The sequence below is a fragment of the Bradyrhizobium aeschynomenes genome, from assembly GCF_013178945.1.
GTDB classification, from domain to species: Bacteria; Pseudomonadota; Alphaproteobacteria; order Rhizobiales; family Xanthobacteraceae; genus Bradyrhizobium; species Bradyrhizobium aeschynomenes.
In genome coordinates, this window is sequence record NZ_JABFDM010000001.1 from 925535 (window position 1) to 946707 (window position 21173).

Annotated in this window: 21 protein-coding genes; 19 read left to right on the top strand and 2 right to left on the bottom strand. The window is 65.7% G+C overall.

Annotated elements, in window-relative coordinates:
* Nucleotides 1-117: 117 nt before the first annotated feature.
* The 8 genes from HL666_RS04180 to HL666_RS04215 all read left to right on the top strand — a co-directional run bounded on the left by HL666_RS04180 (nucleotide 118) and on the right by HL666_RS04215 (nucleotide 8379).
* Nucleotides 118-1569 carry a 6-hydroxynicotinate reductase gene (locus tag HL666_RS04180; protein WP_172180042.1) on the top strand — a complete coding sequence of 484 codons (1452 nt, stop codon included), beginning with the start codon at nucleotides 118-120 and terminating at the stop codon, nucleotides 1567-1569.
* Nucleotides 1566-2450 carry a UPF0280 family protein gene (locus HL666_RS04185; RefSeq protein ID WP_172180044.1) on the top strand — a complete coding sequence of 295 codons (885 nt, stop codon included), beginning with the start codon at nucleotides 1566-1568 and terminating at the stop codon, nucleotides 2448-2450. The genes HL666_RS04180 and HL666_RS04185 overlap by 4 nt, the downstream gene beginning before the upstream one ends.
* Nucleotides 2451-2492: 42 nt before the next feature.
* Nucleotides 2493-3077 carry an amino acid synthesis family protein gene (locus HL666_RS04190; protein WP_172180046.1) on the top strand — a complete coding sequence of 195 codons (585 nt, stop codon included), beginning with the start codon at nucleotides 2493-2495 and terminating at the stop codon, nucleotides 3075-3077.
* 43 nt (nucleotides 3078-3120) lie between these two features.
* On the top strand, nucleotides 3121-4308 hold the full coding sequence (locus tag HL666_RS04195) for an ABC transporter substrate-binding protein (protein WP_172180204.1): 1188 nt from the start codon (nucleotides 3121-3123) through the stop codon (nucleotides 4306-4308).
* Between the two features lie 170 nt (nucleotides 4309-4478).
* Complete coding sequence (locus HL666_RS04200) at nucleotides 4479-6365, top strand: ABC transporter permease (protein WP_172133320.1); 1887 nt, start codon at nucleotides 4479-4481, stop codon at nucleotides 6363-6365.
* Nucleotides 6362-7153, top strand: coding sequence for an ABC transporter ATP-binding protein (locus HL666_RS04205; RefSeq protein WP_172133319.1), 792 nt, complete (start codon nucleotides 6362-6364; stop codon nucleotides 7151-7153). Before HL666_RS04200 ends, HL666_RS04205 begins: the two co-directional genes overlap by 4 nt.
* Entirely contained in the window at nucleotides 7150-7854 is a 705-nt protein-coding gene (locus HL666_RS04210; protein WP_172110703.1) for an ABC transporter ATP-binding protein, read from the top strand. Before HL666_RS04205 ends, HL666_RS04210 begins: the two co-directional genes overlap by 4 nt.
* A gap of 12 nt (nucleotides 7855-7866) precedes the next feature.
* Nucleotides 7867-8379, top strand: a complete 513-nt coding sequence (locus tag HL666_RS04215; RefSeq protein ID WP_172180048.1) for a MarR family winged helix-turn-helix transcriptional regulator — start codon at nucleotides 7867-7869, stop codon at nucleotides 8377-8379.
* 482 nt (nucleotides 8380-8861) lie between these two features.
* On the opposite strand, the gene HL666_RS04220 is transcribed toward HL666_RS04215, so the two are convergent.
* On the bottom strand, nucleotides 8862-10058 hold the full coding sequence (locus tag HL666_RS04220; protein ID WP_172180050.1) for an amidohydrolase family protein: 1197 nt from the start codon (nucleotides 10056-10058) through the stop codon (nucleotides 8862-8864).
* A gap of 4 nt (nucleotides 10059-10062) precedes the next feature.
* Here HL666_RS04220 and HL666_RS04225 point away from each other — a divergent pair, with 4 nt between their 5' ends.
* Nucleotides 10063-10251, top strand: coding sequence for a hypothetical protein (locus HL666_RS04225; RefSeq protein WP_172180052.1), 189 nt, complete (start codon nucleotides 10063-10065; stop codon nucleotides 10249-10251).
* Here the strand turns inward: HL666_RS04225 and HL666_RS04230 are convergent.
* Nucleotides 10230-11135, bottom strand: coding sequence for a LysR family transcriptional regulator (locus HL666_RS04230; protein WP_172180054.1), 906 nt, complete (start codon nucleotides 11133-11135; stop codon nucleotides 10230-10232). The two genes, HL666_RS04225 and HL666_RS04230, sit on opposite strands and share 22 nt — an antisense overlap.
* 289 nt (nucleotides 11136-11424) lie before the next feature.
* Here HL666_RS04230 and HL666_RS04235 point away from each other — a divergent pair, with 289 nt between their 5' ends.
* The 10 genes from HL666_RS04235 (at nucleotide 11425) to HL666_RS04280 (ending at nucleotide 21116) form a co-directional block, all read left to right on the top strand.
* Complete coding sequence (locus HL666_RS04235) at nucleotides 11425-12222, top strand: 5-oxoprolinase subunit PxpA (RefSeq protein ID WP_311975690.1); 798 nt, start codon at nucleotides 11425-11427, stop codon at nucleotides 12220-12222.
* A gap of 3 nt (nucleotides 12223-12225) precedes the next feature.
* Nucleotides 12226-12465, top strand: a complete 240-nt coding sequence (locus tag HL666_RS04240; protein WP_172180056.1) for an acetyl-CoA carboxylase — start codon at nucleotides 12226-12228, stop codon at nucleotides 12463-12465.
* A complete protein-coding gene (locus HL666_RS04245) occupies nucleotides 12462-13844 on the top strand; it encodes an acetyl-CoA carboxylase biotin carboxylase subunit (protein ID WP_172180058.1) in 1383 nt (460 codons plus the stop codon). The genes HL666_RS04240 and HL666_RS04245 overlap by 4 nt, the downstream gene beginning before the upstream one ends.
* A complete protein-coding gene (locus tag HL666_RS04250; RefSeq protein ID WP_172180060.1) occupies nucleotides 13844-14713 on the top strand; it encodes a 5-oxoprolinase subunit B family protein in 870 nt (289 codons plus the stop codon). The genes HL666_RS04245 and HL666_RS04250 overlap by 1 nt, the downstream gene beginning before the upstream one ends.
* The gene (locus HL666_RS04255; RefSeq protein ID WP_172180062.1) at nucleotides 14710-15681 is read left to right on the top strand and encodes a 5-oxoprolinase subunit C family protein; all 972 of its coding nucleotides are present in this window, start codon (nucleotides 14710-14712) and stop codon (nucleotides 15679-15681) included. The genes HL666_RS04250 and HL666_RS04255 overlap by 4 nt, the downstream gene beginning before the upstream one ends.
* Before the next feature lie 63 nt (nucleotides 15682-15744).
* Nucleotides 15745-16806, top strand: a complete 1062-nt coding sequence (gene torT / locus HL666_RS04260) for a TMAO reductase system periplasmic protein TorT (RefSeq protein WP_172180064.1) — start codon at nucleotides 15745-15747, stop codon at nucleotides 16804-16806.
* A gap of 71 nt (nucleotides 16807-16877) precedes the next feature.
* Nucleotides 16878-18395 (top strand): sugar ABC transporter ATP-binding protein, encoded by a 1518-nt coding sequence (locus HL666_RS04265; protein ID WP_172180066.1) that lies wholly within the window; start codon nucleotides 16878-16880, stop codon nucleotides 18393-18395.
* Nucleotides 18392-19438, top strand: coding sequence for an ABC transporter permease (locus tag HL666_RS04270; protein ID WP_172180068.1), 1047 nt, complete (start codon nucleotides 18392-18394; stop codon nucleotides 19436-19438). The genes HL666_RS04265 and HL666_RS04270 overlap by 4 nt, the downstream gene beginning before the upstream one ends.
* Before the next feature lie 72 nt (nucleotides 19439-19510).
* Nucleotides 19511-20392: an aldose 1-epimerase family protein gene (locus HL666_RS04275; RefSeq protein ID WP_172180070.1), complete on the top strand. Its 882-nt coding sequence runs from the start codon at nucleotides 19511-19513 to the stop codon at nucleotides 20390-20392.
* A gap of 304 nt (nucleotides 20393-20696) precedes the next feature.
* A complete protein-coding gene (locus tag HL666_RS04280; RefSeq protein ID WP_172133308.1) occupies nucleotides 20697-21116 on the top strand; it encodes a hypothetical protein in 420 nt (139 codons plus the stop codon).
* Nucleotides 21117-21173 lie beyond the last annotated feature (57 nt).

Consider the following 21173-nt stretch of genomic DNA (forward strand, 5'->3'; position numbering starts at 1 on the left):
TTTTCGGGCGCAGTGGCGCTTGACAGTCGGCGGACGGGCGCGACATCATTCGTGTACGAACGAATTGCCGCGGCGGACGGTGATCACTGCCGTCACCGCTAAGATGGGCTTCTCTGCATGGTGACTGATACGGCGAGCGACGCGGCAGGGGACAAGATCCGTTGCGATGCCTGTCCGGTGATGTGCTACATCAAGCCGGGCGCGGCGGGCGCCTGCGATCGCTACGCCAATCAGGACGGTGTGCTGGTGCGGGTCGATCCGCATATCCTGCTGGAGCGGACGGTGTCGCACGGCGGCAAGCTGGTGCCGTTCCAGGCGAGCAGCGACTGGGACGGCAAGATCGTCCATCAACCGGAGCTGTTCGTTACCGCGATCGGTGCCGGCACGACCTATCCCGACTACAAGCCGGCGCCGTTCATCGTGTCGTCGCAGGTCGAGGGGGTCGACATGGTCACCGTCGTGACCGAAGGCATCTTCAGCTATTGCGGCGTCAAGGTGAAGATCGACACCGACCGCTATGTCGGGCCGGAAGCCGCGACGGTGCGCGTCGACGGCGAGGCTGTCGGGCACGTTACGACCAGTGAATACGGCTCGCAGATGCTGTCGCTCGGCGGCGTGCATCACCTCACCGGCGGCTCGAAGAAGGAGGGGCGCGTCACCTGCGACGTGCTGATGGATCTCAGCAACCGCAAGGCGGTCGAGCTCACCATCGACGGCGGTGCCAGCGTGATCGTGCAGGCGGGGCAGCCGCCGATCGTGAACGGTGTCAAGGAAGAGCGCATGCGTGTCGGCTGCGGCTCGGCGACGATCGGCATGTTCGCCAAGCAGTGGCAGGGCAAGGTCGACGAAGTCGTCGTGGTCGACGACCACATCACCGGCGTGCTGTCGGAGCACCAGGCTGGCAAACTGCTGGACATTCCGTCGACCGGCATCAAGATGAAGGGCCGGCGCTCCACGCCCGGCCGCTACTTCCAGGTGGCGCAGCCGGGAACCGGCTGGGGCGGGACGGACATCTCCGATCCGCTCGCGATCCTCGGGCCGTTCGATCCGAAGACGGCAAAGCCGGGAACGACGCTGTTGATGGTGTCGACGACCGGCGAGCATGCCGGCTACTACGTGCTCGACGAGAGCCTGAAGCCGGTCCAGCGCGACATGCCGCCGGAGCTGCAGTTCTCTGTCGAGCGCATCCAGGAGAATTGCGAGCCGGCGCTGTGCACCGTGCTGTTCATGGCCGGTGCCGGCGGCTCGCTGCGCGCCGGTGTCACCGACAATCCGGTGCGGCTGACGCGCTCTGTCAAGGACGCGCTGACGCGCGTTACGTCGGGCGGCGCGCCGGTCTATGTCTGGCCGGGTGGCGGCATCACCTACATGGTGGACGTGACGCAGATGCCGGCCGGCGCCTTCGGCTACGTGCCGACGCCGGCGCTGGTCGCGCCGATCGAGTTCACGATGAAGCTGTCCGACTATGAGGCGCTTGGCGGCCACATGGACTATGTGCAACCGCTCGCGTCGCTGAAAGACGTCAGCAAGGATCTCCGCCAGCTGCCGTGGCCGGGGCAGGGCGCATGAGCCGTCAGCCCCAGATCGCATTGTTGTCGGACCGGCGGCTGCATCTGCAGGATGGGCCCATTGATCTGATCATCGGCGCTGATGGTCCGGAGCCCGAGATTCGCGCCGCCTATCGCGCTGCTGCGGAGCGCTTCACGGGCTTGCTCGATGAACTTTGTTCGGAACTGCCTGAGCTGCGAAAGGCCGCCGATCCCGGTTGCCCTCTGCATGGCGTCGTCGCCCGTCGCATGCATGCGGCGGTGGCGCCGTTCGCGGCTGGGATGTTCATCACGCCGATGGCCGCCGTTGCCGGCTCGGTGGCGGAGGAAGTCCTTGGCGCCATGCTGAGCGCGGCGAAGCTGACGCGCGCCTATGTGAACAATGGCGGCGATATTGCGCTGCATCTGCGGGCCGCCGCCACGTTCAGCGTCGGGCTGATGGATCGGCCGGACAGCGCCGGCACGATGCAGCGGATGACGCTGCGCGCAGATGACGGCATCAGCGGCGTCGCCACCTCGGGCCGGCATGGCCGCAGCTTCTCTCTCGGCATCGCCGATGCGGTCACCGTGTTGGCGAGGACCGCCGCGCCGGCCGACGCCGCTGCAACCGTGATCGGCAATGCGGTCGATCTGCCCGGACATCCCGCCGTGGTCCGCCGTCCCGCCTGCGAGCTGCAGCCGGACAGCGATCTCGGTCATCGTCTCGTCACATGCGAGGTCGGCGAGCTGAGCGATGGCGATGTTGCGAGGGCGCTGGCGGCGGGTGAACGGTGCGCGCAGGCTTTGCTTTCGGATGGCTTGATCGAAGGCGCCGTCCTGCAGCTCCGCGGCACCATCCGTGTCGTCGGCGCGCGTCTGGTCGAGGTCGTCCGGCTGTCCCGGTTGCGGGCTGCAGCCGCGTGAGGTTTGATCTATGATGGGCTGGAACATGAGGGACTGCCGACGATGAGCGCCGTCATCAGAAAAATCGTGACCGTGGTGGAGGAAGTTCATCAGGAGATGGGCAAGACCATCTCGCCGCCGACGCGGCGGGCGGCTGCGGTGGCCGTGATCGAAAACCCGTTCGCCGGCCGCTATGTCGAGGATCTCTCGCCGCTGATCGCGATCGGCGAGGAACTTGGCGAGATGCTGGCCAAGCGCGCGGTGGCCGCGCTCGGCATCGAGGGGCCGGCCGCGCACAGCTATGGCAAGGCCGCGGCCGTCGGCAGCGACGGCGAGCTGGAGCATGCGGCGGCGATCCTGCATCCGAAGATGGGCGCGCCGGTGCGCAAGGTGCTGGGCAAGGGCGCCGCGCTGATCCCGTCGTCGAAGAAGCGCGGCGGCGTCGGCTGTACGCTCGATATTCCGCTCGGGCACAAGGACGCCGCCTTCGTGCGCAGTCATTTCGACGGCATGGAGGTGCAGATCAACGATGCGCCGCGTGCGAACGAGATCATGGTCGCGCTCGCCGTCACCGACAGCGGGCGTCCGCTGCCGCGGGTCGGCGGGCTGACGGTCGCCGAGATCAAGGGCGACGACGGACTACGATAACTCAGGTTAACAGTTGGAGGCTGAAGGGATGCGACGGAGAACGATGCTTGCGGCAGGCCTGGGCCTTGCCGTCGCGGGACTGGCGGGCGCGGCGCGCGCCGAGGACGTGATCAAGATCGGCGAGATCAACAGCTACTCGCTGCTGCCGGCGTTCACCGAGCCCTATCGCAAGGGCTGGCAGCTCGCGGTCGAGGAGGTCAATGCGGCCGGCGGCATCAACGGCAAGAAGCTCGTCGTGGTCTCCAAGGACGACAGCGGCAAGCCGGCCGACGCGCAGACCGCGGCCAACGAGCTGGTGTCGAGCGAGAACGTCGCGATGCTCGCCGGCACCTTCCTGTCGAACATCGGCCTTGCCGTCAGCGACTTCGCCAACCAGAAGAAAGTGTTCTTCCTGGCGGCCGAGCCGCTGACCGACGCGATCACCTGGTCGAAGGGCAACAAATACACCTTCCGTCTGCGTCCGTCGAACTACATGCAGGCCGCGATGCTGGTGGAGGAAGCCGCCAAGCTTCCCGCCAAGCGCTGGGCCACGATCGCGCCGAACTACGAATACGGCCAGTCGGCGGTGGCTGTGTTCAAGAAGCTGCTCTCGGAGAAGCGCCCGGACATTCAGTGGGTCGACGAGCAGTGGCCGCCGCAGGGCAAGATCGACGCCGGTCCGGTGGTGCAGGCCGTTGCCGCCGCCAATCCCGAAGCGATCCTCAACGTCACCTTCGGCGCCGACCTCGTGAAGCTCGTTCGCGAGGGCAACACCCGCGGCCTGTTCAAGGACCGCAAGGTCGTCAGCTTCCTGACCGGCGAGCCGGAATATCTCGATCCGCTGAAGGAAGAGACGCCGGAAGGCTGGATCGTGACCGGCTATCCCTGGTACTCGATCAAGACCCCCGAGCATGACGCGTTCCTGAAGGCTTATCAGGCCAAGTACAACGACTATCCGCGTCTCGGCTCGATCGTCGGCTACCAAACCATCAAGTCGGCGGCGGCCATTCTCGCCAAGGCCGGCTCGACCGATGCGGACAAGCTGATCGCAGCGGCCGAGGGCCTCTCGGTGCCGTCGCCGTTCGGCGAGATCACCTTCCGCAAGATCGACCACCAGTCGACCCTCGGCGCTTTCGTCGGCAAGACCGCGCTGAAGGACGGCAAGGGCATCATGGTCGACAGCGTCTACCGCAAGGGCTCGGACTACCTGCCGAGCGATGCGGAAGTCGCCAAGCTCCGTCCGAAGGACTGATTTGCGCCTTCCTGCCTCCCCCTCCCGCGGGGGAGAGCGGGCGGGGTGAGGGATTTTGACGCCTGATCTACAGGTTCGGGCTGAGGACCCTCACCCCACGCTTGCGGTTCATCACGCACGCATCCACGCGGCTCATTCGACATCGACGATCTCCCTCACGCGGACCGCCCATGGCCTTCTATTTCGTCCAGTTCCTGACCGGCCTTGCCAGCGCGGCTTCGCTGTTCCTGGTGGCATCGGGACTGTCGATCATCTTCGGCGTCACCCGCATCGTGAATTTCGCCCATGGCGCGTTCTACATGCTCGGCGCCTACGTGGCCTTCTCGCTCACCGAGCGGCTGTCCGGCCCGCTCGGCTTCTGGGGCGGCATCGTGGTCGCCGCGCTTGCGGTGGCCGTCATCGGCGTGCTGGTCGAGATCGTGCTGCTGCGCCGGATCTATCACGCACCGGAGCTGTTCCAGCTGCTCGGGACCTTCGGTCTGACCCTGATGGTCGAGGACCTCGTCGTGCTGATCTGGGGACCTGACGACCTGGTCGGCCGCCGCGCGCCGGGCTTCAAGGGCGCGGTCGATTTCTTCGGCCAGAACATTCCGAGCTACGACCTGTTCCTGATCGCGCTGGGGCCGATCGTGCTGGGTGCGCTGTGGCTGCTGTTCCAGCGCACGCGCTGGGGCATCCTGGTACGTGCGGCGACGCAGGACCGTGACATGGTCGCGGCGCTCGGCGTCAATCAGAAATGGCTGTTCACCTCGGTGTTCGCGGTCGGTGTCTTCCTGGCCGCGCTCGGCGGCGCGCTGCAGATCCCGCGCGATGCGGTCCATCATGCGATGGACCTTCGCATCATCGTCGAAGTTTTCGTCGTCGTCGTCATCGGCGGCCTCGGCAGCATTCTCGGCGCCTTTGTCGCCGCCGTGCTGGTGTCCGAGCTCAACGCCTTCGGCATCCTGATCTTCCCGACGATCTCGCTGATCCTGGTGTTCCTGGTGATGGCCGTCGTGCTTGTCGTGCGGCCCTGGGGTCTGTTCGGCAGGAAGGAAGCACCGGCGCGACGCACGCCCGGTCTCACCGTGATCCCCTGGCGTCCGCTCAGTTCAGTCGAGCGGCTCGCCTCCCTCGTGGCGCTGGCGTTTGCGGCGATGCTGCCGTTCGTCGCCGGCAACTATGCGCTGACCGTCGGCTCGGAGATCGCGATCTTCGTAATCTTCGCGGCCTCGCTGCATTTCCTGATGGCGGTCGGCGGCCTTGCCTCGTTCGGCCACGCCGCCTATTTCGGCCTCGGCGCTTATGGCGTCGCCTTCCTCGCCAAGATGGCAGGACTGCCGATGATCGCCTGCCTGTTGCTTGGACCTCTGTTGGGCGCGGCGGGCGCGGCCGTGTTCGGCGCCTTCGCCGTGCAGCTCTCCGGTGTCTACTTCGCGATGCTGACGCTCGCCTTTGCCCAGATCGTCTGGTCGATCGCCTTCCAATGGGTCGCGGTGACCGGCGGCGACAACGGCATCCTCGGCCTGTGGCCGGAGAAATGGGCGGCCTCGCCGTCGCACTTCTATTGGCTTGCGCTCGGCGTCTCCGCCTTCGTCGTCAGCGTGCTGCGCCTCATCACCTTCTCGCCGTTCGGCTACGCCCTGCGCGGTATGCGCGACTCGCCGCTGCGTAGCGAGTCGATCGGCATCAACGGCAAGCGCATCCAGTGGACGGCCTTCATCATCGCCGGCACCACGGCCGGCATCGGCGGCGCGCTGTTCGCCTATCTCAAGGGCAGCGTCTTCCCGGACAACATGGGCATCTCGCTGTCGGTGGACGCGCTGGTCATGGTGCTGCTCGGCGGAGTCGAGACGGTGCCCGGCGCGATCTTCGGCGCCATCGTCTACAAGGCGCTCAACATCTGGCTGGTCAGCCAGACCGACTGGTCGAAGCTCGTGCTCGGCATCTTCATCGTGCTGATCGTCGTCGTCTTCCCTAAGGGCATCGTCGGCGTGGTCGAGAGCATCATGCACCGGCGGCGCGCGGTCGCCCCTAAGGCTGCCGCGCTGTCGGCGAAGATGGAGGGCGCGCAATGAGTCTCGGTGTGTCCTTGCTCTCGGTCGAGGGCCTGTCGAAATCCTATGGCGGCATTCAGGCCGTACGCAACGTGTCGTTCATGCTGCAGGCGGGCGAGATCCTGGCGCTGATCGGACCGAACGGCGCGGGAAAAAGCACCTGCTTCGACATGCTGAACGGCCAGAACGTGCCGGACAGCGGGCGCATCACCGTCATGGGGCAGGAGACCACCGGCCGCAAGCCGCGCGAGGTCTGGCGCCTCGGCGTCGGCCGCACCTTCCAGATCACCGCGACCTATCCGACGATGACGGTCCGCGAGAACATCCAGGTTGCGCTGGTGTCACATCATCATCGCCTGTTCGATTTCTGGACGCCGATGATTTCGATCGAACGCGGCGAGGCCGATCGGCTGCTCGATCTCGTCGGCATGGCCGGTTATGCCGAGCGGCCCTGCGGCGAGCTCGCCTATGGCGACCTCAAGCGGCTGGAGCTGGCGATCGCGCTGGCCAATCAACCCAAGCTGCTCCTGATGGACGAGCCGACCGCCGGCATGGCGCCGCGTGAGCGCGTCGAGCTGATGCGCCTGACCGCCAAAATCGCGCGGGAGCAGTCGATCGGCGTGCTGTTCACGGAGCACGACATGGACGTGGTGTTCGAGCACGCCGATCGCATTCTCGTGCTCAACCGCGGCAGCCTGATCGCGCAGGGCTCGCCGGCCGAGGTCCGCGCCAATCGCGAGGTGCAGGCGATCTATCTCGGCGAAGGCCTGCTGTACGATGCCCGGCATCGCGAGGGAGCCCCGGCATGAAGCTGTCCGTCTCCAATTTGAACAGCCATTACGGCCCGGCACATATCCTGTTCGACATCGGCCTTGAGGTCGGCGAGGGCGAGGTGGTGGCGCTGCTCGGCCGCAACGGCGCCGGCAAGTCGACCACGTTCCGCTCCATCGTCGGCCTCGTCGCGTTGCGCGAGGGGCAGATCCTGTTCGAAGGCAAGGACATCTCGACGGCGCCGACCCATGAGATCGTGCGTAGCGGTCTCGGCTACGTGCCCGAGGAGCGGCGCATCTTCACCGATTTGACCGTCGAGGAGAACCTCGAAGTCGGCCGGCAGAAGCCGCGGCCCGGCGCGCCGCAATGGACGCGCGAGAAGCTCTACAAGCTGTTTCCCAATCTCGGCGAGATGAAGAACCGGCCGGGCGGGCGCATGAGCGGCGGCGAGCAGCAGATGCTGACCATCGCCCGCACCTTGATGGGCAATCCGTCGCTGGTGCTGCTCGACGAGCCCTCCGAAGGCCTGTCGCCGAAGATCGTCGAACAGATGGTGGATGCCATCCTGACGATGAAGAAGGAAGGCGTGTCGCTGGTCGTGTCCGAGCAGAACCTGCATTTCGCGAAGCTGATCTCGGATCGCGCCTACATCATCGAGCGTGGCCGCATCTGCTTCGCCGGCACCATGGCCGAGCTCGACGCGCGGCCCGACATCCGCGACGCGCATCTGTCGATCTGAGGCGAGGACTCAATGGCGAAGACGGCCGCGCTGAAGCGATCGACAAAAGCGACCAAGGCTGCATCGAAGCCGGCGGCGAAAGCGGCCGCGAAGGCGGCCGCCAAGCCGGCGAAATCGACCTACGTGCTGGACGACCAGATCGGCTTCATCCTGCGCCAGGTCTGGCAGCGCCACACCATGATCTTCGCCCGCGACATCGGCAGCAACCTGACGCCGACTCAATGGGCGGCGCTGTCGAAGCTGGTCGAGACCGGGCCGTGTTCGCAGAACCAGCTCGGCCGATTGACGGCGATGGATGTTGCCACGATCAAGGGCGTCATCGATCGGCTGACAGCGCGCGGCCTCACGGAGACCAGCGCGGATCCGCAGGACGGCCGGCGGCTGCTGGTGAGCTTGACCCGTGCGGGCCAGCAGCTTGCCGAGAAGACCGCGCCGCTGGCGCTCGCGATTTCGAAGGAAACGCTCGCGCCGCTGGATGCGAAAGAGCGCGAGACGCTGCTGTCGCTGTTGAGCCGGCTGCGGTAGTCCAGCGGGCAGCTCTCGTAGGGTGGGCAAAGCGAAGCGTGCCCACCATTCTCACCAAGACCACCTCTGCAAACGGTGGGCACGCGCCGCCTGACGGCGTCGCTTTGCCCACCCTACGGTTTTGGTTCGCGGTAGCAACCAGACTAACCGCGTCATTGCGAGCGCAGCGAAGCAATCCAGGTCGTCACACACGACTCTGGATTGCTTCGCTGCGCTCGCAATGACGGTGAGGCGATGGTTACGCGCACTCACATCATTTGAGATTGAGGATGCAGGAGCGGCAAACTCTGCCGTCGTCCCGGCTTTGAGCCGGGACCCAGAGCCACAGAGTGTAGCTTGGGGCAGGCGCGTCGTTGACATCGCGCCCACCACGACCGCCGCGGAGTATGGGTCCCGGCTCAAGGCCGGGACGACACCGTTGGTGTGAGCGAGCTGGGCACACTCACCGCCGCACCCACATAGACGGCGCAGCGATCGGCGACCTACTTCGCCACGATCTCCGGGATCTTCGTCGCCGGTGGCGTGTTGCGGCTGCGCTGGGTGCGGACGATGCCGTCGATGATGGTCATGCCGATGCCCGGGAGGTCGCCGAGCTGGACGCTGTCGAGCAGGGTGTTCGCCGGCGAATGCTGCGCCTTGTCCATGATGACGAAGTCTGCGGAGCGGCCGACCTCGATCAGGCCGCAATCGAGCTCGCGCATTCGCGCGGTGTTGCCGGTGGCGAAGCAGAAGGCGATCTCGGCCGGGATGTCGCCGAGCGACGACAGCAGCGACACCATGCGAAGGATGCCGAGCGGCTGCACGCCGGAGCCGGCGGGCGCGTCGGTGCCGAGGATGACGCGGTTGAGCTCGTTCATCTCGCGCGCGGTGCGCAGGGTGAACAGCGCCGAGCGCTCATTGCCGTTGTGCACCAGCTCGAGGCCGGCCTTGCAGCCCTCGCAGATGCAGCGGATCTGATCGTCGGGCAGGGCGGTGTGGCCGCCATTGATATGGCCGATGACGTCGGTGCCGGCTTCCAGCACGACGTCCTTGTCGATCAGGCCGGAGCCGGGGATCGACGGACCGCCGGTGTGGATCGTGCTCTGGATGCCATATTTGCGCGCCCAGCCGACCATCTTGCGCGCGGTCGGGCCGTCCTTGACGCCGCCGAGGCCGACCTCGCCGAGCAGCTTGACGCCGGCCGCGGCGAGCTCCTTGAAGTCGTCCTCGACCATCTCGCATTCGATCACCGGCGCGCCGGCATGCACCTTCACCCCGCCGGGACGCAGCGTCCAGAACGCGCGCTGCGCGAAGATCGCCATGGCCTTTAGGCCGACGACGTCGCGCGGGCGGCCGGGCATGTGCACCTCACCGGCCGAGATCATGGTGGTGACGCCGCCATGCAGGTAGGAATCTATCCAGTTGCTCTGGTTCTGCCGCGGCGTCCAGTCGCCGGCGACGGGATGGACGTGGCTGTCGATCAGGCCCGGCGCGACCGTGGTGCCGTGGGCATTCACGATTGTTGTCGCGCCGGAGGTGTCCACGTCCTTGTACCGGCCGATCGCGGTGATCTTGCCGTTCTCGGCCACGATGGTGTCGGCATCCAGGATCGGCCGTTCCAGCGCGCCCGACAGCATCAGACCGATGTTGCGGATGACCAGCTTGCTGGGACCGGTTGCTTGCGGCGCGTCATGGGCCATCGGGATGTCCTTCTCTGTCGAAGCGTTTTGCGGCAGTTTGCGCCTGCACGCGGCGCAGCATCAAGCCGGTTTTGGTCATTCGTACACGAATGAATGGGAGCGGCAAGCGGCGGACTTGCACGAAGATGAGGCGCGGGTTGCCTACGCTGCAGACGGCTTCGATCGCCGCATCTATCGCAGCGTCGGGATGTAGAACGCCTGGCGGAAGTAGGAGCGGAACACCTCCATGGCCGGCGTGAACTCGATGTTTCGCCGCCAGGCGAGGCCGACATCCATCGCCGGGACGGGATCGCTGAGCACGATCGTCTCGATCCGGCGGCCCTCCAGCGACCATGGACGCAGCACCATGTCGGAGAGGATGGCGACACCCTGGCCGTTGGCGACCATGGAACGTACGGCCTCGACCGAGGACGTCCGCAGCACGACGTTCGGTTGAAATGCGGTCTTGTTCCAGTATTTGAGCGAGGTGTGCGCGGCCTCGTCGACCGTCAGCATGATGTAGGGCTCGTCGGCAACGTCCCGCAACGACACGGATTCGCGCTGCAGCAGCCGATGCTTCGACGGCACCCAGAGTCGTCGTCGCGAGCCGATCAGCGTCTCCATGGTGAGATCGGGGTTCTGTACGTTCGACGTCAGCAGCACCGCGATGTCGTAGCGGTTCGACAGCAGTCCTTCCTCGATCGCCTCGCGCGTCAGCTCGAACAGCTGGATGTTGAGCCGCGGATAGTGCCGCTTCAGCCGCTCGAGATGATTGGGCAGGAAGTATCCGATCACGGTGTAGGTCGCCGCGAGCGTCAGGCTGCCTTCGACGTCGCCGGCGGGCACGCGCAGCGAGGTCGCTTCCTCCACCTTGTTGAGGATGTCGTAAGCGTGAAACAGGAATTGCCGGCCGATCGGCGTCAGCTCCATCCCCTGCGGCGAGCGGTTGAACAGTTCGGCGCCGACGATCTCCTCGAGCTCCTTGATCGAGGTGGTGATCGCCGATTGCGAGATCGACAGCGCCGAGGCGGCCTGGGTGATCTGGCCCTGCTCGGCGGTGGCGACGAAATAGCGGATCTGGCGCAGGCTGATGGCCACCCAATTCTCCATTCATAGATCAGAATATGCAGCCATCTTTTATCTTAAAAAGCAAATCGAATATTCCTTGGGCAGGCTGCACTGCAAACAGGCGGCAACATTAACCCATATAAAACAATGTCTTGGAAGGATGCGGCATGTAAAGCGTGTTCAATGGGCTATCTAAAAAAGAGATAATAATTTTCCAACAATAATAATTTTCAATGGAAGTTCGTGCCCCTAACGTCCCCTTCCGCCGCCCCGTCGCACATCTCTCGCGAACGGGCGGCGCCAGGTGAGGGGAGCATCCGTGCCGCTGAAGACTGTCGATATCAATTGCGACCTGGGCGAAGCGTTCGGCTCCTGGCGGCTGAGCGATGCCGAGGACGCCAAGCTGATGGAGCTGATCAGCTCGGCGAACATCGCCGCCGGCTTCCACGCCGGCGATCCCAACCTGATGGACGCCACGGTTCGGCTCGCGACCCAGCACGGCGTCGGCATCGGCGCGCATCCCGGCTATCGCGATCTGCAAGGCTTTGGCCGCCGGCGCATCGACGGCTCGGCCGATGAGCTGATCAACGACATCGTCTACCAGGTCGGCGCCATCCGTGAGTTCGCCCGCCGCCATGGCGGCACCTTGCAGCACGTCAAGCCGCACGGCGCGCTCTACATGGAGCTCGCCGCCAACGAGCAGCTGTCGCGCTCCTTCATCAAGCTGATGCGCACGGTGGCGCCGAACTCCTTCGTGTTCTGCATGGACATTTCGGTGACCTATCGCGTCGCCGTCGAAGCGGGGCAGCCCGTCATCCGCGAGTTCTACGCCGACCGCGACTACGACCGCTCCGGCTCGATCGTCTTCACCCGCCACGGCAAGAGGCTCGATCCGCAGGGCGTTGCCGACAAGGTGCTGCGGGCATGCCAGACCGGCAAGGTCCGCACCATCGAGGGCGACGACATCGACATCGAATTCGAGTCGATCTGCTTCCATTCGGATACGCCCGGCGCCTACGAGATCGCCAGCGCGATGCGCCAGACGCTGATTGCCAACGGCATCCGCATCGCGCCGCCGTCCGACATCGTTCCCCAGAAACCGCAAAGCGAAGCCTGACCCATGAGCACTGAGATCAAGTCCCCGCTGCCTGGCGTGTTCTATCGCAAGCCCTCGCCGGAGAGCGCGCCGTTCAAGAAGGACGGCGATACGGTCGCTGCTGACGACGTGATCGGCCTCGTCGAGGTGATGAAGTCGTTCCACGAGGTCAAGGCCGGCGTTGCCGGCAGCAACATTCGCTTCTCTGTCGATGACGCGGATGCGGTTATGGCTGGCCAGGTGATCGCTGAGGTCGAGGCATGACCTTGCGCTCGGTCCTGATCGCCAACCGGGGCGAGATCGCGGTGCGGATCATCCGCGCGGCGAAGGCGCTGGGCCTGCGCACCGTGCTTGCGCACAGCATCGCGGACAAGGAATCGCTGGCGGCGCAGCTCGCTGACGAGACGGTCGAGATCGGACCGCCGGCGGCGAAGAAGTCCTATCTGAACATCGAGGCCGTGGTGAACGCGGCCAAGGCGTCCGAGGTCGACGCCGTGCATCCCGGCTACGGCTTCCTCGCCGAGAATGCCGAGTTCGCCGACGCCGTGTCCGCGGCCGGCATCGTCTTCGTCGGCCCGAGCGCTGAGGCGATCCGGCTGCTCGGCGACAAGGTGATGGCGCGCCAGGTCGCGGCGCTCGCCGGCGTGCCGACCGTGCCGGGCTCCGACGGCCGCGTCACCGATCTCGATGAGGCCATCGCGATCGCGGCGCGGATCGGCTTTCCCGTGATGATCAAGGCGGCCGCCGGCGGCGGCGGGCGCGGCATCCGCATCGTCGGCGATGCGGAGGAGTTCGCCCGGCAGTTTCCGCAGGCCTCCAGCGAAGCCGCGGCGGCATTCGGCGACGGCGGGCTGTACATCGAGAAGGTGATCGAGCGCGCGCGCCATGTCGAGGTGCAGATCCTCGGTGACGGCGACAACGTCGTGCATTGCTACGAGCGCGAATGCTCGCTGCAGCGGCGGCGGCAGAAGGTCTGGGAGGAGGCGCCCGCGGTAGGGCTTCCGGACGACGTCCGCCAGCGGCTCTGCGCCAGCGCCGTCGCGCTCGGCCGCGCCGTCGGCTACAGCGGTGCCGGCACGGTCGAATATCTCTACGACGATGCGACCAACGAATTCTACTTCATCGAGGTCAACACCCGCATCCAGGTCGAGCATCCCGTCACCGAGATGATCACCGGCATCGACCTGGTGCAGGAGATGCTGAAGATCGCCGGCGGCGCCAAGCTCTCGGTGACGCAGGACGACGTGCGCATCCAGGGCCACGCGATCGAGTGCCGGATCAATGCCGAGGATCCGCACAAGAATTTCATGCCCGCGCCCGGCACGATCGAACGGCTCGTCGTGCCCGAGGGCGAGGGCATCCGCTTCGACACCTTGCTGTTCGAAGGCTATGCCGTGCCGCCGTTCTACGACTCGCTGCTCGGCAAGCTGATCTTGCGGGGCGAGACCCGCGCCGACTGCCTGGCGCGGCTGCGCGAGGCGCTCGATGGTCTCGTGATCACCGGCATCCCGACCACCATTCCGCTGCATGCTGCGCTGGCACGTGATGCAAGCGTCGCTGACGGACGCACCCACACCCGCTTCCTCGAGCCATGGCTCGAATCCGATTTCGCGCAGCTGGCCCGCGCCAGGGAGGACGCCTGATGACCACCCGCTACTCGTTCGGGGGGGACGAGCATCTCTTCGTCGAATGCGACGAGGCGATGTCGCTCGATGCCTTCTTCAAGAGCCTGTCGATGACGAATGCGATCCGCGACGCCGGCATCAAGGGCGTCACGGAGATCTGCCCGGCCAATGCGTCGTTCCAGATCAAGTTCGATCCCGATGTGATCAAGCCGAACGACATCCTCAAAGAGGTGCAGGGTATCGAGAGCGCGGCGGCCAAGACGGAGCCGGTCATCAGGACCCGCATCATCGAAATCCCCGTGTTCTACCAGGACCCGTGGACGCACGAGACCTTGATGCGCTTCCGCGAGCGGCACCAGGACCCGACCGCGACCGACCTCGAATATGCCGCGCGCGTCAACGGCCTCGCCGATGTCGACGCCTTCATCAAGGCGCATAGCGGCTCGCCCTGGTTCGTCTCGATGGTCGGCTTCGTCGCCGGTCTGCCGTTCATGTACCAGATGGTCGAGCGCGCCAAGCAGCTCCAGGTGCCGAAATATCTGCGCCCGCGCACCGATACGCCGAAGCTGACGATCGGTCATGGCGGCTGCTTCTCCTGCATCTACTCGGTGCGTGGCGCCGGCGGCTACCAGATGTTCGGCATCACGCCGATGCCGATCTTCGATCCCGAGCAGAGCATCTCCTATTTGCGCGATTTCATGGTGTTCTTCCGGCCCGGCGACATCGTCAAGTTCAAGCCGATCCAGCAGGACGAATACGACCACGCACTGGGCGAGGTCGCCTCCGGCCGCTTCGCACCGATCATTCGCGACGTCACCTTCGACTTCCGCGATTTCCAGAAGGACATGACCGGCTACAACGCCAAGCTTCAGGGAGCGCTGGCATGACCATCAAGGTGCTTCATCCGGGCCTGTCGACGACCGTGCAGGACCTCGGCCGCCCCGGCTATTTCCATCTCGGCATTCCCGTCGGCGGCGCGATGGATCGGCTCGCCTTGCGCGCCGCGAACCTGCTGGTCGGCAATGACGAAGGCGCTGCATGCCTCGAAGCCGTGTTCATCGGGCCGCAGTTGGAATTCACCGCGCCGGCGCGCATCGCCGTCACTGGCGCCGAGATGCCGATCAAGCTCGACGGCGTCGAGCAGCCGGGCTGGACAGCGCTCGAGGTCAAGGCCGGACAGGTGCTCAGCTTCGACTATCTGAAGAGCGGCGCGCGCATCATCATCGCGGTCTCAGGCGGCATCGATGTGCCGCTCGCGCTCGGCAGCCGCTCGACCTATCCGATCGGCGCGCTCGGCGGCTTCAAGGGCCGCGCGATCGCGGCCGGCGATGAATTGCCGGTCGGTGCCGCCAGCAGCAGCAAGGCTGGCTTGAGCGTGCGGGACGCACTGCGCCGCAAGCCGGGCCACCCGGCCGAGCTGCGCGTGCTGCCGGGGCTCTATTGGCATCGCATCCTGCCGGAGTCGCAAGCCAGCTTCTTCGCCGACCAGTGGAAGGTCGCGCCGGAGGCCGACCGCATGGGCTATCGCTTCCGCGGCGGCCAGGCGCTGAAATTCGTCGAGCGCGAGCAGCCCTTCGGGGCCGGCTCCGATCCCTCCAACATCGTCGACAGCTGCTATCCCTACGGCTCGATCCAGGTGCCCGGCGGCAAGGAGCCGATCATCCTGCATCGCGATGCCGTCTCCGGCGGCGGCTACTTCATGGTCGGCACGGTCATCTCGGCCGACATGGACCTGATCGGCCAATTGCAGCCGAACATGCCGACGCGTTTCGTCGAGATCGACATGGATGGCGCGCTCGCCGCGCGCGCCGATCGCAAAGCTCTTCTGCAGAAGATCCGGGAGGCATTGGCCTGATCGCATTTCGGTGCGGCGGGCCTGTGCCGCGTTTCCAAGACTGAATGACAAAGGGGTAGTTCAATGAAGAGTTTGGTTCGTGTTCTGCTGGCGTCCTCTGCGCTGGTGCTGTCGGCCGGCGCCCATGCCGCCGACTGGTTTCCCTACGATGCATCGAAGATCGATCCGCCGTTCGCGGCTGACGGCAAGCCGTGGGATGTGAAATACGTGCCCTTGGAGAAGGCCTCCAAGCCGTGGAAGCTGTGCGTCTCGTTCCCGCACATGAAGGACGCCTATTGGCTCGGCGTCGACTATGGCGTCGCGGAGGAGGCCAAGCGCCTCGGCGTCAAGATGAACCTGGTCGAGGCCGGCGGCTACACCGAACTGAACAAGCAGATCTCGCAGATCGAGGACTGCGTCGCGTCAGGCACTGACGCGGTCATCATCGGCGCGATCTCGGCCGATGGCTTGAACAAGGTAATCGGCGAAATCGTCAAGAAGAAGATCCCGGTGATCGACCTCGTCAACGGCATCTCTTCGCCGGATATTTCGGCGAAGTCGCTGGTGTCGTTCTACACGATGGGCGCGGAGACCGGCAGCTATCTGGCCAAGAAGCATCCGGCCGGCACGCCCGAGGTCGTGGTCGGCTGGTTCCCGGGTCCGGCCGGCGCCGGCTGGGTCGAGGCCGCCAACAAGGGCTTCATGGACGCGGTGAAAGGCTCGGCGATCAAGGTGCTGGAGCCGAAATATGGCGACACCGGCAAGGAGGTGCAGGCCAAGCTGGTCGAGGACGCGCTGCAGGCCGCGCCGAACATCCGCTACGTCGCCGGCACGGCGGTCACCGCCGAGGCTGCGCAGGGCCTGATCCGCGAGCGCGGCTTGAAGGGCAAGGTCGACCTGCTCGCCTTCTACATGACGCCCGGCGTCTATGAGGGTATCAAGCGCGGCCTGATCATGGCAGCGCCCGCCGACTCCATGGTCATCCAGGGCCGCATCGCGGTCGACCAGGCCGTGCGCATCCTCGAAGGCAAGGAGGTCGTCAAGCACGTCGGCCCGAAGATCTTCGTGGTCGACTCCGCCAACATCGGCAAGGTGCCGCCGGCGAACATCCTTCCCCCGGACGGCTTCAAACCCGTCTTCAACTAAGCGGGGAAAAAGATGCGGCTCTGCCTCTGTGCCCTGACGGGGGCAGGGCCGCATCGCAAGGGAGGCCGATGATGGGTAGCCTAGCTGCACCGCTGGTCGAGATGGTCGGGATCTCCAAGGAGTTTCCCGGCGTCAAGGCGCTGAATGGTGTCCATCTCAAGGTCGAGCGCGGCGAGGTGCACGTGCTGTTCGGCGAGAACGGCGCCGGCAAGTCGACCTTGATCTCGATTCTCTCCGGTGTCTTCCGGCCGACCTCCGGCGCGATCCGCATCGCGGGAAACGAGGTGAGCTTTCATTCGGTGCACGACGCGGCCAAGGCCGGCATCGGCACCGTGTTCCAGGAATTCTCGCTGGTGCCCACCTTGCCGGTGTTCGAGAATCTGTATCTCGGCCGCGAGCTGATGCGAGGGCCGCTGACGGATCGCCGCGCCATGCTGGCTGGCGCGCGAAAACTGTTTGCCGAGCTCGATTTCGATATCGACGTCACACGTCCGGCGTCCAGCCTGTCGCGCGCGCAGCAGCAGATGGTGGAGATCGCCAAGGCTTTCCTGTCGAATGCCCGCGTGCTCATCCTCGACGAGCCGACGGCCTCGCTCACCGAGCGCGAGACCGAGCGCCTGTTCGGCTTCATCGGCAAGGCGGCCGCCTCCGGCGTCGGCATCATCTACATCTCGCACCGGATCCAGGAATTCCAGAAAATTGCCGACCGTATCTCGGTTCTGCGCGACGGTCGCCTGATCGCGACCGTGCCGGCGCGTGGCACCTCCGAGCCCGAGCTGATCGAGCTGATGACGGGGCGCGCGGTCGATCAGGTCTATCCGAAGATCGCCCATCGTACCGATGGCGCCGTGGTCATGACGCTGCAGGGCATCCGCACCGCAGGCGTCCATGGCGCAAGCCTTGAGGTCCGCGCCGGCGAGGTGCTCGGCTGCGCCGGCCTCGTCGGCAGCGGCAAGTCGAGGATCTGGCGCGCGGCGATGGGGCTGCAGCCGTTGCAGGCTGGCAAGATCACGCTGAAGGGCCGCGACATCACCGGCGCCTCGACGCGCGCGCTGCTCGAGGACGGCGTGTTCTTCCTGCCGTCCGACCGCAAGAGCGAGGGGCTGCAGATGACCGCGAGCGCGCGAGCCAATATCGAGCTCAGTCTGCTCGATCGCGCCGATTTCGCCGGTCCGCTCGGCTTGGTGCGGCCGCGGCGCAGCGGAGCGCTGACGGACGCGATCGGCGACAAGGTCGGCATTGCCAAGTCCGCCATGGATCGCGCGGTGTCGAAGCTCTCCGGCGGCAACCAGCAGAAGGTGCTGTTCGGCAAAGGCTTCGGTGACGACCGCGACGTCTATATCCTCGACGAGCCGACCGTCGGCGTCGACATGGGCACGCGCATGGCGCTGTATCAGCTGATCAAGGACATCGCGGAGGCGGGCAAGGCCGTGGTCGTGATCTCCTCGGACCTGCCCGAGGTGATGAACCTGTCGCATCGGCTTTTGGTGTTCGCCAAGGGCCGCATCGCGGCCGAGCTGTCAGGCGCGGCGATCACCGAAGAGAACGTCTTGAAACATTTCTTTGCCGAAACGGAGAGCGCGGCGTGAGCATGCCAACGACGACAATTGCCGAGGACACGGCCGCGCCACGCCGCGCCAATGCGGTGCTCACGGGCCTGCGCGCGCTGTTCCTGCGTGTCGGTGTGCTGCCGTTCTTCCTGGTCGCCACCCTGATCGCGTTCTCGCTGGTGTCCAAGGAATTTTTGGCGCTGCAGAACCTGACCAACGTCGCGCGGCAGTCGGTCTACCTGATCCTGGTCTCGCTCGGTCAGATGCTGGCGCTGGTCACCGGCGGCTTCGACCTCTCGGTCGGCACGGCCATCGCGCTGACATCTGTGGTCTCGGCGCTCGCGATGGTGACGCTGTCGCATATGCTACCGCCGGACATGCTGTGGCTGGTGATCGTGCTCGGCTGCTGCGCCGGGCTTGCGGCGGCGCTCGTCATCGGCAGCATCAACGGGCTTGGAATTGCCGTGTTCGGCGTCTCGCCCTTCATCATGACGCTGGGCGTGCAGTCGGTCGGCGCCGGCATCGCGCTGTTCCTGACCGGCGGCGTGCCGGTGTCCGGCGTGCCCTATGAGTTCGGCGACGTCCTCGGCTTCGGACGTGTGTTCGACATTCCGGTCCCCGTGCTGGTCGCCGTGGTGGCGGCCAGCACGATCTGGCTGGTGATGAACCGCACTCGGCTCGGCAAGCACATTCAGGCGGTCGGCGGCAACGCCAAGGCGGCCCGGCTGTCCGGCGTCAACACCACGAAGGTGCTGTTCATCGCCTATGCGCTATGCGCGCTGCTGGCTTCCGTCGCGGGCCTGCTGCTGACCGCCCGCGTCGGCTCCGGTGAGACCAATCTCGGCGGCACCATCGCGCTGGAGTCGATCGCGGCCTGCGTCATCGCCGGCGTGTCGCTGCATGGCGGCATCGGCCGGGTCGAGAACGTCGTGCTTGGTGGCTTCTTCATCGTGCTCTTGCAGAACGGCATGAACATCGCGCAGATCGGCTCCTACATGCAGATGGTGCTGCTCGGCTCGCTGCTGGTGCTCGCCGTCATCCTCGATCAGGTCCGATACCGGCTGCTCGTGGGGGAGCGGTGATCGCAGGCCTCTGGACGTTGGCGCCGCAATCCGGCATCACCTCGTGCGCTTTTGCGACCTGGGCGGTGACCGATGAGCGACGACCTTCACACGATCAGCGCAGGCGGCATCACTGCGACGATCAAGGCCGATGGTGCCGAGCTGTGCTCGCTGAAGACGGCCAATGATCTGGAGTTGCTCTGGCAGGCCGGCGCTGCGTGGCCGCGTCATGCGCCCTGGCTGTTTCCGATCGTCGGCCGGCTCAAGAATGACCAGCTCCACCACGGCGGCCGAACCTATCCGATGACGCAGCATGGCTTTGCGCGTGACCTGCGCTTCACGTGGTTGGAGCGCGGCGCGGAGGCCTGCGTACTGCAACTGACCGATAACCAGACGACGCAAGCGCGCTATCCCTTCGCCTTCCGCCTGACGTTGAGCTACCGGATCACCGCCGATGCGCTCGACATGGTGGTCGGGATCGCCAACCCCGGCGCGGAGGTGCTGCCGCCCTCGTTCGGCGCACATCCCGCCTTCAACTGGCCGTTGCTCCCGGGTGAGCCGAAAGACAGCTATCGCCTGGTCTTTGCCGAACCCGAGCCGGCACCGGTCCGGCGCCTGACCGGTGGCTTGCTGTGCGAGCGGCCGGAGCGCTCGCCGATCGAAGGGCGCGTGCTGTCGTTGAACGAACGCCTTTTCGAGAACGATGCCGTGATCCTGGATCAGCCCTTGAGCCGCTCGGTTCGCCTGGTCGGGAGCAGGGGACCGGCCCTCGACATCAGCTGGGACGGTTTCCGCGAGCTCGGCATTTGGTCGAAGCCGGGCGGCGCGCCGTTCCTGTGCATCGAGCCTTGGCGCGGATTTGCGAGCCCGCTCGATTTTGATGCGGAGTTCGTGGCCAAGCCTGGCATTATGCATATCGCAACGGGAGCAGCTGAGACGCTGCGTTGCCGCATCGAGATCCAATCGTCCGATTAGTATGACTTATGTCGCAAGCGCCCGTTTGCGTGCACAGCGGTAACCGTGACTCGCAGTTTAAGGCCTGGAAAAGGCGACGCCGCGACCTACATCAGAGACGGCGGCGGAACTTTGGATATGATGCGTCGAACGACCGGCGGTTGTTGGGCTTTTTTCTCCTAACCGATAACGGGCGATCAACGAACATCACGGTGCGGGTCAAAGCGCTGAGCGCTTGCGGCGGTCGGCGTTGCAATCCGTGTCGCCAGGGGATCTCGCAGCAGGGGCGCGCAATTGAGGTTGCGTGGGAAGACGGGAGGACGGGATGGTCTTGAGAGCGTTCATCGGCACGGTCACTTGCGCCGTGTTGCTCACGGGAACGGAATCCATCGCAGGTACCTATCAGCCGGGTGACTTCCTCCGGCTCGACTTGTCGAAGGCCGTCTTGTCGCCGGAGCCTCTTGGACCCGAGGCGCATTTCGAGCCCGTTCCTATCGAGGCTCGGACCGACCGGCCAACTGTCGCGTCCCGGCTGCCGGTGGATTCGGATATCACCGCGATCGTCCCGCATGCCAACCTCGCCCGCCGGCCTCATGCCGCACGGACGGCGGAGCGGCCGCGCGGCGCGGCCCGCAACCGGCTCGCGCAGCGGCGCGGCAATCCGCTGGATGCGCAGGCGATGGACACGCGGATTCAGACCTGGCCTTGCCGGCCGGGAAACGGCGGAATCTGCGGCTGGCGTTGAGCCGGATGCTGGTCCTCCAAGACGGAACCAATCTCCCGATATCTTGATTGAGGTCGG

What these genes read in the sequence shown, in the direction of transcription:
- HL666_RS04180 (WP_172180042.1), top strand. Translation starts at nt 118, where the DNA reads ATGGTGACTGATACGGCGAGCGACGCGGCAGGGGACAAGATCCGTTGC.
- HL666_RS04185 (WP_172180044.1), top strand. Translation starts at nt 1,566, where the DNA reads ATGAGCCGTCAGCCCCAGATCGCATTGTTGTCGGACCGGCGGCTGCAT.
- HL666_RS04190 (WP_172180046.1), top strand. Translation starts at nt 2,493, where the DNA reads ATGAGCGCCGTCATCAGAAAAATCGTGACCGTGGTGGAGGAAGTTCAT.
- HL666_RS04195 (WP_172180204.1), top strand. Translation starts at nt 3,121, where the DNA reads ATGCTTGCGGCAGGCCTGGGCCTTGCCGTCGCGGGACTGGCGGGCGCG.
- HL666_RS04200 (WP_172133320.1), top strand. Translation starts at nt 4,479, where the DNA reads ATGGCCTTCTATTTCGTCCAGTTCCTGACCGGCCTTGCCAGCGCGGCT.
- HL666_RS04205 (WP_172133319.1), top strand. Translation starts at nt 6,362, where the DNA reads ATGAGTCTCGGTGTGTCCTTGCTCTCGGTCGAGGGCCTGTCGAAATCC.
- HL666_RS04210 (WP_172110703.1), top strand. Translation starts at nt 7,150, where the DNA reads ATGAAGCTGTCCGTCTCCAATTTGAACAGCCATTACGGCCCGGCACAT.
- HL666_RS04215 (WP_172180048.1), top strand. Translation starts at nt 7,867, where the DNA reads ATGGCGAAGACGGCCGCGCTGAAGCGATCGACAAAAGCGACCAAGGCT.
- HL666_RS04220 (WP_172180050.1), bottom strand. Translation starts at nt 10,058, where the DNA reads ATGGCCCATGACGCGCCGCAAGCAACCGGTCCCAGCAAGCTGGTCATC.
- HL666_RS04225 (WP_172180052.1), top strand. Translation starts at nt 10,063, where the DNA reads ATGTCCTTCTCTGTCGAAGCGTTTTGCGGCAGTTTGCGCCTGCACGCG.
- HL666_RS04240 (WP_172180056.1), top strand. Translation starts at nt 12,226, where the DNA reads ATGAGCACTGAGATCAAGTCCCCGCTGCCTGGCGTGTTCTATCGCAAG.
- HL666_RS04245 (WP_172180058.1), top strand. Translation starts at nt 12,462, where the DNA reads ATGACCTTGCGCTCGGTCCTGATCGCCAACCGGGGCGAGATCGCGGTG.
- HL666_RS04250 (WP_172180060.1), top strand. Translation starts at nt 13,844, where the DNA reads ATGACCACCCGCTACTCGTTCGGGGGGGACGAGCATCTCTTCGTCGAA.
- HL666_RS04255 (WP_172180062.1), top strand. Translation starts at nt 14,710, where the DNA reads ATGACCATCAAGGTGCTTCATCCGGGCCTGTCGACGACCGTGCAGGAC.
- torT (WP_172180064.1), top strand. Translation starts at nt 15,745, where the DNA reads ATGAAGAGTTTGGTTCGTGTTCTGCTGGCGTCCTCTGCGCTGGTGCTG.
- HL666_RS04265 (WP_172180066.1), top strand. Translation starts at nt 16,878, where the DNA reads ATGGGTAGCCTAGCTGCACCGCTGGTCGAGATGGTCGGGATCTCCAAG.
- HL666_RS04275 (WP_172180070.1), top strand. Translation starts at nt 19,511, where the DNA reads ATGAGCGACGACCTTCACACGATCAGCGCAGGCGGCATCACTGCGACG.
- HL666_RS04280 (WP_172133308.1), top strand. Translation starts at nt 20,697, where the DNA reads ATGGTCTTGAGAGCGTTCATCGGCACGGTCACTTGCGCCGTGTTGCTC.